Raw genomic sequence first — 14,812 nt, forward strand, 5'->3', positions numbered from 1 at the left:
GTTCAGGCGGGACCAAGCACCATCCAGCGGTCTGAACGGGCGCGCAGTCCGAGGGTGACGGCGCGCGCCGCCATATAACCCAGGGCGAAAGCAGCCCACAGCCACCCCAGCCCGGCAGCGCCCGGGCCACCGGAGAGCGCCACCGCCGCCAGCAGCGGCAGGTAGGCAGCAAGGTTCACCACACCGGCCAGCGCCAGGTAGCGGGCGTCGCCGGCACCGATCAGCACCCCGTCCAGGACGAAGACATATCCGGCGATGGGCTGGCCCGCGGCCAGCACCCACAGGGCAACGGCGAGCACCGACTGCACGCGGGCATCAGGGGTGAACAAGATCCCCACCCAGGGGGCCACCGCCGCGAGCAGCACGCCCGTCACCACCCCGAACCCCGCTCCCCAACGGACCATGGTCCTGGTCAACTCCCGGGCCTTGGCCGCATTGGAGGCGCCCAGTTCCTTGCCGATCAGCGCTTGGGCGGCAATGGCCAAGGCATCCAGCGCGAACGCCAGGAAGGAAAAGGTGGTCATGGCCAGCTGGTGCGCGGCAAGGTTGACCTCACCCTGCGCCGTCACCACCACCACGGTGGCCAGGATCGCCGCACGCAGGCTGAGGGTGCGCAGCATCAGCCAGGACCCGACGCGCGCCATGCTCCGGATGCCCCGCCAGCTGGGCACCAGGGGGACGCCCTGGCGGACCGCGTACCTGCGCACCATCACCAGGTAGACGGCGGCCATGGCCCATTGCGCCAGGCTGGTGCCCATCGCCGAACCCACCACGGACAACCCCAGCCCGTACACCAGCCACACATTCAGGACGATATTCACGCCGAACCCCGCGGTGGCCACCACCAGCGGCGTCCTGGTGTCCTGCAACCCGCGCAGCACACCGGTCCCGGCGAAGACCAGCAGCATGGCAACGAGTCCGGGCATGGACCAGCGGAAGTAGTCGATGGCAAAGCTGCGCACGCTGCCGTCGGCGCCGAGCAGGCCGATGAGCGGTTCCGCGGCGATGAACCCAGCCACGGCCAGCAGCAGGCCCAGCAGCAGCGCCAGCCAGGCGCCGTCGCGCCCGGCCGCCAAGGCCTTCCCCACCTGGCCCTGGCCAAGGGCGCGGGCCACGGCGGGGGTGGTTGAGTAGGCAAGGAACACCATGAGTCCGACGACGGTCTGCAGCACCGCCGAGGCCAGGCCCACGCCTGCGAGCTGGGGAACGCCGAGGTGCCCTACGATGGCCGAATCCGCCAGCAGGAAGAGCGGCTCGGCAACCAGCGCTCCAAAGGCTGGCACGGCGAGGCGGAGTATCTCCCGGGAATGGCTCCGGGGAGGGGCCGTGGCGGCGGATGAGGGATCTGTTGGCACCGTGCCAGCTTAACCGGGCGCAATGACCCCGGAAGAGAGCATGACAAAGACCACAATCGTCCGGATTTTGTTGACTCTTCAAGCATATGTGGGGAAGGGTGGAATTCATGAACCAGTCACGACTGACCACAGTTGCCCTTACCGTCCTGCGTGTCATCCTGGGTTTCCTCTTCGCGGCCCACGGCTGGCAGAAGTTCAATGAATGGACCATCGCCGGCACCCAGGCCTCCTTCGCCAAGATGGGCGTCCCCGCTGCGGACGTCATGGCCCCGGCCGTCGCCGTCCTTGAACTGGCAGGCGGCGCAGCCCTGATCCTCGGTGTCCTCACCCGCGTGGTGGCCGCCCTCCTGGTCCTCGATATGCTCGGTGCACTCTTCCTGGTCCACGCTCCCGCAGGTGTCTTCGCGGCGAACGGAGGCTACGAACTGGTACTGCTCCTGGCCGCGGCAGCCTTCGCGCTGGCGCTGGCCGGCCCCGGCCGACTCTCCATTGACCGGGCGCTGTTCGGCCGGCGCACCTCACGGCTGGCCGTCCTGGCCTAGTCCGCTTCCGTCCCGAAACGCCTCACGGCGGCCGGCCACGCCATGGTGACCGGCCGCCGTCGGACGTTAAGCGGCGCTCCCCGGGCGGCTGCACGCCGGCCCAGGCCGCTGCGGCGTGAACCGGCCGGTAACCTGGGCCCTCAGTATGATCGCAGCATGACTGAGACCGGCCACCCCAACTCCGTGACCCTCCGCTTCCTCGCCGCCCCCACCGATGTGGGGCACAGCGGCTCCGTGGACGCCGGCACGGTGCTCGAATGGGTGGACAAGGCCGCGTACGCGGCGGCCGTGGGCTGGGCCAAGTCCTACTGCGTGACCGCATACGTGGGAAACATCCACTTCGCCGACCCGGTCAACAGCGGCGACATGGTGGAGGTTGAAGCCACCATCGTCTACACCGGCCGCTCCTCGATGCATATCCGCACCGTGGTCTCATCCGGGGATCCGAAAGGCGGCCCGGCCACTATGCGCAGCCAGTGCATGGTGATCTTCGTAGCCGTAGGGACGGACGGCAAACCCATCCCGGTGCCCCAGTTTGAGCCCGCTACCCCCGCCGAGGTTGAGCAGCGCGACCATGCGCTGGCAAGGATCAAGGTCCGCGAACAGATCGTGGAAGCCATGAACCACCAGGAATATACGGACGCCGGCACCGCCGAACGCGTCACGCTTCGGTTCATGGCCGCCCCCACCGACGTGAACTGGGGCGGCAAGGTCCACGGCGGCATCGTGATGAAGTGGATCGACGAGGCCGCCTACCTATGTGCCTCACGCTACTGCGGCCGGGACACCGTGGCCGTCTTCTCCGGCGGCGTGCGCTTCTACCGGCCTTTGCTGATCGGCCACGTGGTGGAGGTGGAGGCCCGGCTGGTGTACACCGGCAACAAGGGCATGCACATTGCCGTCCACGTCCGTTCCGGCGACCCGAAGGGACGCGAACTTAGCCTCACCACCTACTGCCTCACCGTGATGGTGGCGCGCGACGATGACGGCAACTCCGTCCCCGTACCACCCTGGGTGCCGGTCAGCGACGAAGACAAGCGGCTGCACGCCCACGCCCGCGAACTCCTGGAGATCCGGGGAACGGCGCCCGGAAACCGGCGGCCCAACCACCTGCTGGCCGGCACGGCTCCCGCAGCCACCGCCGCGAACGGAGCCTAGAAGCCGCCGCCCCCGGAGTCGCCCGCCATGTTGGCGAAGCGGGAGTAATGGCCCTGGAACGCCACCACGATGTCCTTGGTGGGGCCGTTACGGTGCTTGGCCACCAGGATGTCCGCCTCGCCCGCACGGGGTGATTCCTTGTCGTAGACATCCTCGCGGTGCAGCAGGATCACCATGTCGGCGTCCTGTTCGATGGAGCCTGACTCGCGGAGGTCAGAGACCATGGGCCGCTTGTCCTGGCGCTGTTCCGAGCCACGGTTCAGCTGGGACAGTGCGATCACGGGCACCTGGAGTTCCTTGGCGAGGAGTTTGAGCGCACGGGAAAACTCGGACACTTCCTGCTGGCGCGATTCCACCTTCTTGCCTGAGCTCATCAGCTGCAGGTAGTCGAGGATGACCAGCTTGAGGTCGTGCTGCTGCTTCAGGCGCCGGCACTTGGCCCTGATTTCCATCAGGGACATGTTGGGGCTGTCGTCGATGAACAGCGGGGCATCATTCATCCTGCCCATGGTGGTGGCGATCTTGGACCACTGCTCGTCCTTGATGGTTCCCTTGCGGAGGTCCTGCAGGCCAATGGTGGCCTCGGCGGACAGCAGGCGCATGGCGATCTCGTTCCGGCCCATTTCCAGGGAGAACATGACGGTGGACAGGTTGTTCTTGATGGCCGCGGACCGCGCGAAGTCCAGGGCGAAGGTTGATTTACCCACGGCTGGGCGGGCCGCGATGACGATCATCTGCCCCGGGTGGAGGCCGTGGGTCAGCTCATCGAGTTCGTAGAAGCCGGTGGGCACACCGGTCATGCCCTCGCCGCGGTGGCCGGACGCCTCGATTTCATCCACCGTGGATTCCATGACGTCCTTGAGGACCACGTAGTCTTCCGCGGTGCGGCGTTCCGCCACGGCGTAGACTTCGGCCTGCGCCTGGTTCACCAGGTCTTCCACTTCGCCGTCCGAGCCGTAGCCCAACTGGACGATCTTGGTGCCGGCGTTGACCAGCCGGCGCAGTACGGCCCGTTCGGCAACGATCTCGGCGTAGTACCCGGCGTTGGCCGCCGTGGGTACGGTCTGGATGAGCTCGTGCAGATAGGCAGGGCCGCCAATCCTGTTGATTTCGGCGCGTTTGGTCAGTTCGTCCGACACCGTGACGGCGTCCGCCGGTTCCCCGCGTCCGTAGAGGTCGATGATGGCCTCATAAATGGTCTCGTGGGCCGGGCGGTAGAAATCCTGGCCCCGGAGGATCTCCACGACATCAGCAATGGCGTCCTTGGACAACATCATGCCGCCCAGGACCGACTGTTCCGCGGGGATGTCCTGGGGAGGTTTCCGGCTCGCGTCCGATCCGCGGGTCGCTTCCACCGGGTCCAGATGCGCGATTGTCAAAGCTGCCGTCCTCCATTTGTGCCGGGCCAGGCGCCCGGTGATCCATCCTGTTTGCGGATCCGAAACAGAACCGCCACGCGTCCAGTACTACCCGGAAGCTCTGACAATGAGGCGCCCGCGGGCCGGATGCCGCCTCCGGCCGGAAGTTATCCCCACTATCCACAGCTTTTCCACAGAGCGCCCGGAAAGGGCCATGGGAGAGGCTCTGGATCGCGGCGTACAGGCCGTGGCCTGGCCGTGAAAAACAGGTACCCCGCTACGGTAGCCGCCCCCGGTCCAGCGGCAAAGCCAGTACTCCGGAACTGCTGTGGATAACCTGTGCACTACGGGGCATAGCTTGTGCACAGCCTGTGGGGAAGTCTGTGGATACAGAATTTTTTTACCTCCTAAAAGCCCACTGACCTGCGGAAACATCTTCACCAGCATGTGGAGTAAATATTTCTTTCCAGGAATTTCATCCACAGGTCCGCGCCCGCACCCGCAGGCCGGAACCAGCCTGGGGCCGGTCGCGGCATGCCGGCATCCTCCTGCGTGGCGCTGCTCATATTCCCTTGGCGGAGCTTGACCGGCAGGGGAACGCTGCAGTATGCAGCAAGATGAATATTGCTGTGGATAACCGGGTTCTGGATTAAGCTCTAGGTATGGCTTTGGCTGGACGGACAGCCGGCAACGCAACCGCCTTGGCGACCGCCAGGAAGTACACAGAACGGCTCGTAAAAAATGGAATCCCTAGTGGTCCCGGTCCTTATCCTGCTCGCCGTCGTTGCGGGGGTCATCGTGGCCTACCGCGCAGCCCGCGGGCGCAGGGCGTCAGGTGGAGGAGCCCCGTCCCGGCCGGCCGGCCCGGCACAGGACCAGGCGACGGAACTGGCCCGTGCCGCTGCCGGCAAGTTGTCAGAAAGCGAACACCGTCGCTTGTACGCCATGATCGCGCAGGGGCAGCCGTTGGCCGCCATCAGGCTGTACCGGGAGGTCACGGGCGAGGGACTCCGGGCCTCGCGCGACGCCGTCGGCGCCCTGGCGGCACACCCCCAGCCCTACCGCCAGCAGGAGCCGGTAGAGGCTGTGCAGGAGGATGACGAGCCACAACGCTTCCCCTACCGCTACCGCGCCATCGCCAGCAAGGGCGACGTGACCCGTGAAGTGAGCAGCAATATGCTCAACGACGAAATCTACGGCCGGATCCGCTCCTTGGCCCGCAGCGGGGACACCGAGGCTGCCGTTACCGCCTTGACGCGCCACTCGGACATCTCCCCGGTCCAGGCCCGGGAATTCATCGCGCTGCTGGACGACTAGCGCGGTCCGGCGATTCCGGCCAGGAGTTGCTCGAAAGGCAGGGACTCCAGGGGTGCGGGCTTCCGGCCCGGCTGGGGACCCTCCAACAGCAGGGTAAATTCGGCGGCAGCGCGCTCAATGCGGTCGGCCAGCGACGAGCCACCCTCTTCCGCGGTTCCCCAGTCCTGGGGCCCGGCAAAGACTCCCGTGGCGGCCGTGCGGGTGCGCAGGTAGCTGAACAACGGGCGCAAGGCGTAATCCAGCACCATCTGGTGCCGGTCGGTACCTCCGGTGGCGCCCAGCAGGACAGCCTTGCCGTCCAGGGACTTGGGGTCCAGGACGTCGAAGAACGATTTGAAGAGGCCGCTGTAGGAGGCGCTGAAGACCGGCGTCACGGCGATGATCCCATCCGACGCCTCCACCCCGGCGATGACTTCCGCCAAGCGCGGTGCGGCGTATCCCGTGACGAAGTTGTTGGCGATGTCGACGGCGAGGTCCCGGAGTTCGACGACGTCGACCAGCACCTCGTGGCCACCGGCGGTGAGCCGCCGCTCGGCAGCGGCCGCCAGCTGGTCGGCCAGCAGCCGGCTGGACGACGGGACGCCAAGTCCGGCGGAGAGGACTGTGATACGGCGGGTTTCCATGGCATTCTCCTGGTGCTCGTTCATTCGATCATACATGCATTTGCATCTATATCCCTGAACCGCGGTACCTCCTCATGTATTCCCGTGACCCGCATCAAAGCAGGACGGTGCCCTGGATGCAGGTAGTGGACTCTCCGCCCACCCACACATCGTCGTCCTCGGCGGTGACATGTACACGCCCTGCCCGGCCCAGGACGGTACCCTGCGCGGCGACATAGCGCCGAGGTGCCCTGCCGCTACCAATAAGCCACTGGGCGGCCCCAGCGTTGAAGCTGCCCGTCACCGGATCCTCCACCATCGCATCACCCGGGATAAACGTCCGCACCTCAAAGTCGGCGTCCCCTCCGGACAGATGCGGCCCGATGACTCCGACCTTCAGGTTCCCCATGGCCACCGGATCCGGCACGAGCGCCATCACCTGGTCCGCAGACCCCAGCAGGACACCGATCCACTCCGGCCCATTCACCAGCCAGGATGCGTCCACGATGTCACCGGCCGGGATTCCCAGGGCGACAGCCAACTGGCGCCGAAGGGGCTCGTCCACGGCCTCAAAGCGGGTCAAGGGCGGTGCGGCGAAAGCCAATCGGCCGGCGTCGCGCTTGATCCTGACCAGACCGGCACCGCACTCCTGGACCACGAAGCCGCTGGACTTCGGAACCCCGCCGGCCTGCAGCCAGGTATGTGCGGATCCCAGCGTGGGGTGCCCCGCGAACGGGAACTCCTCGCTCCCGGTGAAGATCCGGACCTTGTAGTCGGCGCGGGGATCCTCCGCGGGCAAGAGGAAGGTGGTTTCGGAGAGGTTGGTCCAGTTCGCGAAGTGCTGCATTGTTGCCGCGTCAAGACCGTGGGCATCGAGGACGACGGCGAGCGGGTTGCCGCGGTAGGCGTTGCCGGCGAAAACATCCACCTGGTGGAAAGGACGGCTGCTGGGTGTCGGGTTCACCGGAGCAGGTTACCACCGGCCCGCCGGGCGGACTGCCGGTCCTAGGAAGGGAGCAGCGGCAGGGCCATGGCGGCCAACGGAATGGCGGTGAGCACAGCACAAAAGCCCAGGTTGATCCACCGGTAGGTTGCGAGGATGGCGACAAATTCCCGAAGGAACGCGCTGGGGATAAAGTAGCCCGCCGTCCTGGCCCCGGTGACGTGGGCGCGCAGGCCCGCACGCCGGGTGAACATGGCCGCACGAAACACGTGGTAGCTGCTGGTGACCACCGTGACGGGCGCGTCCGGCCGCTCCATCAGCGCGCGCGAAAAGTGCAGGTTCTCCATGGTGGTTGCTGCCCGGTCCTCCACGATGATCCTGTTGGCAGGAACACCCTGCTCCTGCAGGTAGCGGGCCATCGCTGTCCCTTCGGCGAGGAGTTCATCGGCTCCCTGCCCGCCACTGGGAATCAGAGCCCTGATGGACCCGCCATGCTTGCCCCGGTACAGGCGCGCCGCCGCGTCAAGCCGGGCGGCCAGCAGGGGCGGAACCGAGCTGCCGGCCAGGCCGGAACCCAACACCACCACGTATTCGGGATGGCGGCGCGGCGGCAGGTGCGAGTAAATCAGCGAATAGACCAGATAGCTGACGAACACGAAGCCCACGTAGCCGGTCAGCAGGGCAGCCGCCGACGTGAGCGCCCGTAGTGCGGGTACGGCCGTCTGCAGGGCGGCCAGGACAAGGGGAACGGCCACCACGGCCAGCCCTGCCAGCAGGGACAGCAGGTTTGCCAGGCTGCGGCCTTCGCGGCGCAGCATGATGAGGCCGTTGAGGACAAGGAACACGGCCAGGATGGGCACTGAGACGATGAGCAGGAGGCCCAAGGCCACGGTTATGAGGACAGGGACGGAGTTGTTGGAGTTGTTGCCGGAGACCAGGAGGAGCCCAAGCCAGCCGATGACCGCCCCTGAGACGAGGAAGACTCCGTTCCGCAGGCGCCTCCGGTCGGTCGCAAAGCTGACGGCTGCGGCCAGCAGGAGGATGCAGCTGACGAAGAGGAACGGCAATGCTGGGTGACCTTCCGTGGAAACGGTGGAGTGGTGCAGGCCAGGAACAGCGGCCCGCCCCAAGCCTATGGCGCACGCGGCCGGCCGCTGGAAACCCCGGCAGTGACCTTGCACGCAAATGGCCCCCGCACCGGAATCCCGGGCGGGGGCCACTGAACTGCGGTGCGGAAACTACTTTCCGGCAACGACCTCAAGGTCGATGACAGCGGAAACATCCTCGTGCAGGCGGACGTTGGCCGTGTACGAACCGACAGACTTGATGTGGTTCGGCAGTTCAACGTTGCGCTTGTCGATGGCACCGAGGCCGGCGGCCTCGACTGCGGCAGCGACATCAGCAGGCTTGACGGTGCCGAAGAGACGACCGGACTCGCCGGCCTTCACCTCGAGCTTGACCTTCTTGGAGGACAGAGCCTGGGCCTGCGCCTGTGCAGCTTCAACAGAAGCGTGCGCACGGGCGGCGCGGGCAGCCTTGATGGACTCAACCTGCTTCTCGCCACCCTTGGTCCAGGTCAGGGCGAAGCCGCGGGGCAGCAGGAAGTTACGTGCGTAACCGTCCTTGACCTCGACAACATCGCCAGCAGCACCGAGACCGGTTACTTCGTGGGTCAGAATGAGCTTTGCCATGTTAGTTAATCCCTTCCTTAGCCGCGGCCAGCGCCGGAGTAAGGCAGCAGAGCAACTTCGCGGGCGTTCTTGATTGCCTGGGCGATCTTGCGCTGTTCCTGCACCGTGACGCCAGTGACGCGACGGGCGCGGATCTTTCCGCGGTCGGAGATGAACTTGCGCAGCAATGCTACGTCCTTGTAGTCGATGACAGTGATGTCAGCGGCCTTCAAGGGGTTGGACTTTGGTTTGGGCTTACGGAGTTCAGCCTTAGCCATCGTGGAGCTCCTATTCTAGGGAGCCCGTGGATATTGATCCACGGGATGGTGGTGGTCCGACGGCGGCAAAACCTTGGGTGCCTTGCGGCTCCCGGGCATTCCCGGCATCGGGCCGTTGTTTGGGTTTTAGAAGGGAGGTTCGGAATCGGGGCCGTTGCCCCAGCCGCCTGCATTGGACACGCCGGGCGTGGCCCAGGGATCGTCCTGTGCAGCCTGCTGGTTGCCGCCGCCCCAGCCTCCACCGGAGTTGCCGCCCTGGTTTCCACCAGGGTTGCCGCCTCCGAAGCCACCGCCGCCGTTGCCGCCGCCGAAGCCGCCCCCACCCTGTCCGCCGGAGCGCTGGGTGCGGTTGACCTTGGCGTTGGCGTAGCGCAGGCTGGGGCCGATTTCGTCGACCTCAAGCTCGATGACAGTGCGCTTTTCGCCTTCTTTTGTTTCGTAGGAACGGCTCTTCAAGCGGCCGGTGACGATCACGCGCATGCCCTTGGTCAGGGATTCGGCGACGTTCTCGGCAGCTTCACGCCAGACCGCGGCGCGGAGGAACAGGGTCTCCCCGTCCTTCCACTCGTTGGACTGGCGATCAAAGGTGCGGGGGGTGGAAGCGATGGTGAAGTTCGCTACTGCGGAACCGGACGGTGTGAACCGCAATTCCGGGTCATTGGTGAGGTTACCGATGACCGTAATGGTGGTCTCGCCTGCCATCTACTGCCTCCTTGTTCGATCCTGGGTGAAGAGTGCGTTCCTGCGGGGTAAAGAATGAATTTTGGTGCTGATTACTCAGCAACAACCTTCTGCTCTTCGGGGCGGGTGATCTTGGTGCGCATGATGGTCTCGTTAAGAGACAGCTGGCGGTCAAGTTCCTTGGCGGTTTCCGGCTTGGCGGTGAAGTTCACCACGGCGTAGATACCTTCGGACTTCTTCTTGATCTCGTAAGCCAGACGGCGACGGCCCCAGATGTCAACCTTTTCGATGGTTCCACCATCGTTGGTGATGACGTTCAGGAACTTCTGAAGCGACGGCTCAACGGTACGCTCTTCGACCTCGGGGTCGATGATTACCATCAATTCGTAAGGACGCATATGTGAACCCACCTCCTTTGGGCTAAGCGGTTACGGCATTTCCGTAACAGGAGGTTCATTTGCGATTCCGCGCAGTGCCTTGCCACCAGTACGGAGGCAGGACGCAGCACAGACTTCAATATCCTAGTGCATCTGGACCTGATAGGCGATTCGCGCTTGACTCAAGGCTAGCCGCGTGATGCGGCAGGAGCAGCCCGACCGGACACGTATGTGGAAAACGCAGGAGTGTGCCGGTCGCCATTAGACGTCTATGCGGTGCACCGCGGGACGCCACGCCCACCGCGCCGCTTCCGTTACCCAATTGTGATTCCACAGGGATTTTCGTGTACGGTCTTCGGGTGGGCCGCCCCAGCCGGCCCCAATCCCGGAAGACGCCCAACTCTGCCGCTTCCGCGATCCCTCAGGTTCCAAGGCAGAGGCGGGGGACCCAAGTGTCACGGGTATGGCTCCCGCCTGCCCTCGGGGTGAAGCCGCGATCCGCGGCCGAATGGCAGCATTCGAACCCGACAGCTAACCCCGCCGGCGTTGAGAGGTAAATTCCCCATGCCCGCATCCCGCAAATCGAGCGCCAAACGCGCCCGCCGTCATCAGAATGAGACCCCATCGGCCGGGCTCCGTCAGTTCTTGACATCCAGAGATTCCCGCCGCCTGCCCTTGGCCGCCGGCCTGGCAGCAGCCGTCCTCGGCGCAGCCTCCCTTGGCCTCGGCGTCGCCAACGGCAATGAAGCTGCCGACGTATCCCGGGTGGCCAGCGCCGCCGGGGCCGGCAGCGAGGTACAGGTCCAGCCCACCCCGTCGGCCGCAGTCCAGTCCGCTCCGGCGCCCGCCCCGGCACCGGCAGCCGCACCCGCGCCCGCACCAGAGCAGGCTCCGGCCCAGGCGCCGGCTCCCGCGGCACCCGCCCCGGCTCCGGCCGTGGCGGCTCCTGCACCGCAGTCCCCCATCGCCGTGGCACCAGCCTCGGCACCGCTGGCCAACAGCGGGACGCCCATGCCCGCAGGGGTCCCCGGAAACTGGACCATGACCTTCGCTGACGAGTTCAACGGTTCAGGCCTGGACAGCGGTAAGTGGTCCAACTGCTGGTTCTCCCCCAACTGCGGAACCATGAACAAGGTGGCCACCAGCCCAGCCAACGTCTCCGTGGCCAACGGCAACCTGGCCCTCAGCCTTGCCTCCTCGTCTTCCGGGTCCTTGGTCTCCACGAACCCGAAGGGTGGAGCGGGCACCGGGTACCAGTTCACCACCGGGTACGTCGAGGCCCGCATCAAGTTCCCCGGCAACGCCAACGGCCTCTATAACTGGCCCGCGTTCTGGACCACCGGGCAGTCCTGGCCGGCCACCGGCGAGAACGACATCGCGGAGGTCCTCCAGGGCAAGATGACCGTGAACTACCACTCCGGCTCCGGGTCACACAACCAGGGTGGCGTCGGCGGCAACTGGGCCAACGAATACCACACCTTCGGCTTGCACCGGATGGCCAACTCGTCGGACGTCTACTTCGACGGCGTGAAGGTCAAGTCCTACCCCACGGACGACGGAAACGCCCCGCAGTACATCGTGCTGAACGTCGGCGCTTCCTCGACGAACCCGGTGTACGGCCCGCAGTCCCAACTCCTGGTGGACTACGTCCGCGCCTGGCAGTAGCCGGCCACGCGCCCCCTTGGAAAGGGCGACGGCGGGACTTCCCGCCGTCGCCCTTTTTTGGCTTCCTGCGGTTCCCCACAAAGTTGCCCAGAGCAACCCTGCCACCCGAGTGTGATCCAGTACACTCTTGCAATGAAGCTCCTGTACGTGACGGAAAGCGTGCCAAACCGGGACCCGCAACTCGGTGATGGAAGCTCCATGATCCCGTACGAAGTGATCCTTCACCTTCCCGCGGATGTTGCCGTCACGCTGCTGACGTTTTCCGGCCCTGTCCCGGTTCCGGCGGAGGTCCGGGCCCGCTGCGAAACCGTCCACGAACTAGCCCCGCGGGACGACCCCGCCGCATTTGTCCGCTCCTTCGGCGGCCTCGCCGGCCTGGGAAAGCACCGGCGCTCCACCCCGTCAGCGCGGGCAGCGGCAGCCACCCTGTCCGGCAGCAGAGAGGCCACCCTCATCCATGGCCCGCACGCCCTCTTCCTTTCGCATCATGTGGCCGGTCCCGTGGTGCTGCAAACGGTGGACCCTTGGTCCATCCGGGCCGCCATGGACACGGATATTGCCCGCTCCCTCCGGCCGGCCTACCGGCTGCGCGAGCACCTCGCCGAACGGGCGGAACGGTCGCTGCCCGCCAGGGCGCGGCTGCTGACCGTCGGGGCACAGGACGCTGCAGCCTGGTCCGCGAAGCTCGGCCGGTCCGTGAAAAGCATCCCCAACGGAACCAGCGTGGCCGCGGGGCCGCGTCCGGACCGGAAGGCGCCGGTGGTCTGCTTCGCGGGCAGCCTCAACTACGCCCCCAACGTGGACAGCGCCACGGTCCTGGCCACCCGTATCGCTCCCCTCGTGTGGCGGGAGGTCCCGGAGGCACGGTTCGTCATCGCCGGGCGGCAACCCACAGCGGCAGTCCAGGCGCTGGCCGGTCCACACATCGAAATCCTGGCCAACGTGCCCTCACTCCCGGATGTCTTCAAGGGGGCCGACGTCGCCGTCTTCCCCGACGAACACGGCGTAGGCATCCGAAACTCCGTGCTTGAGGCCCTTGCCGCCGGGCTGCCTGTAGTGGCCTCCCCGGTGGCGGCACGTGAACTTCCGCCGCACCCGCTGCTCACCGTCGAGGCCGGCCAGGACGCAATGGTCCGCAAGGTCGTAGAACATCTCAGGGCACCCCGGCCGCCGCACGTAACCCCCGGCGGCCTACTGGACCAGGCCGCCGGCGCCGTCCGGTCCTGGGACACGGTGGCCGCGGAGTACTTGGCCGAAGTGCGGGCGGCCGTGGCCGTGTCATCCCCTGCCGGGGACTTATCCGGCACGTCAAGGCAACTGTGACCTACGCGCCCGGCGAGCTGGAACGCAGGGGAGTCCGGGGAGCCTTGTGGCAGGGGCTGGCCTTTGCCTCCGGGCGGATCATTGTGCTGGTCACCACCGTGGTGCTGGCCCGGCTCCTCTCTCCTGAAGAGTATGGCCTCGTAGCCCTGGCGCTGGTCCTCATGGCATACGCCGAGACCATCGCCGATGCCGGGGTGGGCCAGGCACTGGTGTATCTGCCCAAAACGAAGGTGATTGCCCGTTCAGCGCTCCTGCTCTCGGTGGCGCTGGGAACCGTACTGGCCCTGGCCGCCGTGCTCGCGGCCGATGCTGTGGAAGACCTCATCGGGCTCGACGGCGTGGCTCCCCTGGTGCAGGTTCTCGGCGTCTCCGTCCTGGCCACGGCCTGCGGCGCCGTTCCGGAAGCGATCATGCGCCGGGACCTGAAGTTCCGGCAACTCACCGCCGCTCCGGTGCTGCGTGCCGCGACCATGGGGACGGTGACCCTGTACCTGGCCTTCACCGGCCACGGCGCGTGGTCGCTCGCCGTCGGAACGGCCGCGGGCTCGGTGGCCTACGCTGCCACCTGCTGGTTCCTGGTCCGCCACGAGGCGCCGTGGCAACTCTGGCGCGTCAGCAGGAGGGCCCTGGGCGAGAACATCCGCTTTGGTGCTCCCGTTGCTGGGAGCACCATGCTGGCCAGGGCAATCTTCGACGTCGACTACCTGGTGATCGGGATCGTTCTGGGGGCCCATGCGCTGGGCCTGTACACGCTCGCCTTCCGGCTCCCGGAGGCCCTGATCCTTAACGTGTTCTTCGTGCTGTCCACCGTCCTGTTTCCGCTCTATACGCAAGTCCGCGGTGACCGGCAACGACTGCGTGACGGGTACCTGAAAAGCGTCACGGTGCAGGCCCTGTACGGCATCACGGCAGGGGTGGGACTTGCCGTGGTGGCTCCGGTCCTGGTGCCGGTCCTGTTCGGGCAGCAGTGGGAGGAATCAGTGACGCCGCTGGTGTTCCTTGCCCTGTACGCGGCGGCTCGATCGCTGGGCGCCGGAGCGAATGACGTCTATAAAGCCCTGGGCAGGCCGGGGCTTTCCATCTGGATCTCCGTGGTCCGCCTGGTGGTCCTGCTCCCTGCGCTGGTCTTCGCCACGCGCTGGGGCATCGTTGGTGTCGCGTGTGCCCAGATGGTGGTGGCGGTGGTCTTCGCTTTTGGTATGCAGGCCGTAGCCGCCAGGGTCATGGGGACAAGGATGCGCCGCATGCTCCGCGCCGCGGCACCCGGCCTGGCGTGCGGGGCGGCCGTGGCCCTGGTGGGCCTGTTCAACCTGTCACGGCATGCGCTGGGACCGGTGCTGACGCTCGCCGTCATGGTTGTTGCCGGCGTGGGCCTGGTCTACGCGGTCCTGCGGTTCGGCTACCGGGACCTGCACGACGAGATCCTGGGGCTCTTCAAGCGCCGCCACGAACCCCCAGGTCCGGCACGCGACCACGCGTCCTGAGCCCGGCGGTTTCCCAAGGGCCGCTGTCGTTTCCCGGGCGCCGCCGAAAGGCCGGCGTG

At 66.4% G+C, this 14,812-nt stretch carries 15 protein-coding genes and 1 riboswitch; of the genes, 6 read left to right on the forward strand and 9 right to left on the reverse strand.

All coding sequences use genetic code 11. The annotated features are described in order from the left end of the window. Nucleotides 1–2: 2 nt before the first annotated feature. On the reverse strand, nt 3–1,283 hold the full coding sequence (locus DFO47_RS16860; protein ID WP_243835519.1) for an MATE family efflux transporter: 1,281 nt from the start codon (nt 1,281–1,283) through the stop codon (nt 3–5). Between the two features lie 179 nt (nt 1,284–1,462). Between DFO47_RS16860 and DFO47_RS16865 the strand changes: the two genes are divergently transcribed. Next, complete coding sequence (locus DFO47_RS16865; RefSeq protein WP_109044864.1) at nt 1,463–1,897, forward strand: DoxX family protein; 435 nt, start codon at nt 1,463–1,465, stop codon at nt 1,895–1,897. Between the two features lie 156 nt (nt 1,898–2,053). After that, a complete protein-coding gene (locus DFO47_RS16870) occupies nt 2,054–3,055 on the forward strand; it encodes an acyl-CoA thioesterase (RefSeq protein ID WP_133832387.1) in 1,002 nt (333 codons plus the stop codon). On the opposite strand, the gene dnaB is transcribed toward DFO47_RS16870, so the two are convergent. Continuing rightward, nucleotides 3,052–4,434, reverse strand: a complete 1,383-nt coding sequence (gene dnaB / locus DFO47_RS16875; RefSeq protein WP_109044819.1) for a replicative DNA helicase — start codon at nt 4,432–4,434, stop codon at nt 3,052–3,054. The two genes, DFO47_RS16870 and dnaB, sit on opposite strands and share 4 nt — an antisense overlap. 720 nt (nt 4,435–5,154) lie before the next feature. On the opposite strand from dnaB, the gene DFO47_RS16880 reads away from it, so the two are divergent. Next, nucleotides 5,155–5,730 (forward strand): hypothetical protein, encoded by a 576-nt coding sequence (locus DFO47_RS16880; RefSeq protein ID WP_133832388.1) that lies wholly within the window; start codon nt 5,155–5,157, stop codon nt 5,728–5,730. Here DFO47_RS16880 and DFO47_RS16885 read toward each other — a convergent pair. The 7 genes from DFO47_RS16885 to rpsF all read right to left on the reverse strand — a co-directional run bounded on the left by DFO47_RS16885 (nt 5,727) and on the right by rpsF (nt 10,302). Then, on the reverse strand, nt 5,727–6,353 hold the full coding sequence (locus tag DFO47_RS16885; RefSeq protein WP_133832437.1) for an FMN reductase: 627 nt from the start codon (nt 6,351–6,353) through the stop codon (nt 5,727–5,729). The genes DFO47_RS16880 and DFO47_RS16885 overlap by 4 nt on opposite strands. 94 nt (nt 6,354–6,447) lie before the next feature. Continuing rightward, on the reverse strand, nt 6,448–7,296 hold the full coding sequence (locus tag DFO47_RS16890) for a PhzF family phenazine biosynthesis protein (protein ID WP_018762869.1): 849 nt from the start codon (nt 7,294–7,296) through the stop codon (nt 6,448–6,450). 41 nt (nt 7,297–7,337) lie between these two features. Next, nucleotides 7,338–8,342, reverse strand: a complete 1,005-nt coding sequence (locus DFO47_RS16895; protein WP_133832389.1) for a YdcF family protein — start codon at nt 8,340–8,342, stop codon at nt 7,338–7,340. 171 nt (nt 8,343–8,513) lie between these two features. Next, nucleotides 8,514–8,966 carry a 50S ribosomal protein L9 gene (gene rplI / locus DFO47_RS16900; RefSeq protein ID WP_018762867.1) on the reverse strand — a complete coding sequence of 151 codons (453 nt, stop codon included), beginning with the start codon at nt 8,964–8,966 and terminating at the stop codon, nt 8,514–8,516. 17 nt (nt 8,967–8,983) lie between these two features. Further along, the gene (rpsR, locus tag DFO47_RS16905; protein WP_003800144.1) at nt 8,984–9,223 is read right to left on the reverse strand and encodes a 30S ribosomal protein S18; all 240 of its coding nucleotides are present in this window, start codon (nt 9,221–9,223) and stop codon (nt 8,984–8,986) included. 126 nt (nt 9,224–9,349) lie between these two features. After that, a complete protein-coding gene (locus DFO47_RS16910) occupies nt 9,350–9,925 on the reverse strand; it encodes a single-stranded DNA-binding protein (RefSeq protein WP_018762866.1) in 576 nt (191 codons plus the stop codon). A gap of 71 nt (nt 9,926–9,996) precedes the next feature. After that, nucleotides 9,997–10,302: a 30S ribosomal protein S6 gene (rpsF, locus tag DFO47_RS16915; RefSeq protein ID WP_013602900.1), complete on the reverse strand. Its 306-nt coding sequence runs from the start codon at nt 10,300–10,302 to the stop codon at nt 9,997–9,999. 362 nt (nt 10,303–10,664) lie between these two features. After that, nucleotides 10,665–10,841, forward strand: a riboswitch (cyclic di-AMP (ydaO/yuaA leader). Between the two features lie 85 nt (nt 10,842–10,926). Here rpsF and DFO47_RS16920 point away from each other — a divergent pair. The 3 genes from DFO47_RS16920 to DFO47_RS16930 all read left to right on the forward strand — a co-directional run bounded on the left by DFO47_RS16920 (nt 10,927) and on the right by DFO47_RS16930 (nt 14,753). Continuing rightward, on the forward strand, nt 10,927–11,946 hold the full coding sequence (locus DFO47_RS16920) for a glycoside hydrolase family 16 protein (RefSeq protein ID WP_133832390.1): 1,020 nt from the start codon (nt 10,927–10,929) through the stop codon (nt 11,944–11,946). A gap of 132 nt (nt 11,947–12,078) precedes the next feature. Further along, nucleotides 12,079–13,269 (forward strand): glycosyltransferase, encoded by a 1,191-nt coding sequence (locus DFO47_RS16925; RefSeq protein ID WP_133832391.1) that lies wholly within the window; start codon nt 12,079–12,081, stop codon nt 13,267–13,269. Next, nucleotides 13,266–14,753, forward strand: coding sequence for a lipopolysaccharide biosynthesis protein (locus DFO47_RS16930; RefSeq protein WP_166651741.1), 1,488 nt, complete (start codon nt 13,266–13,268; stop codon nt 14,751–14,753). Before DFO47_RS16925 ends, DFO47_RS16930 begins: the two co-directional genes overlap by 4 nt. The last annotated feature ends 59 nt before the right edge of the window (nt 14,754–14,812 follow it).

Origin of the sequence: Arthrobacter sp. AG258, from assembly GCF_004364695.1 — a bacterium.
Classification (GTDB): domain Bacteria; phylum Actinomycetota; class Actinomycetes; order Actinomycetales; family Micrococcaceae; genus Arthrobacter.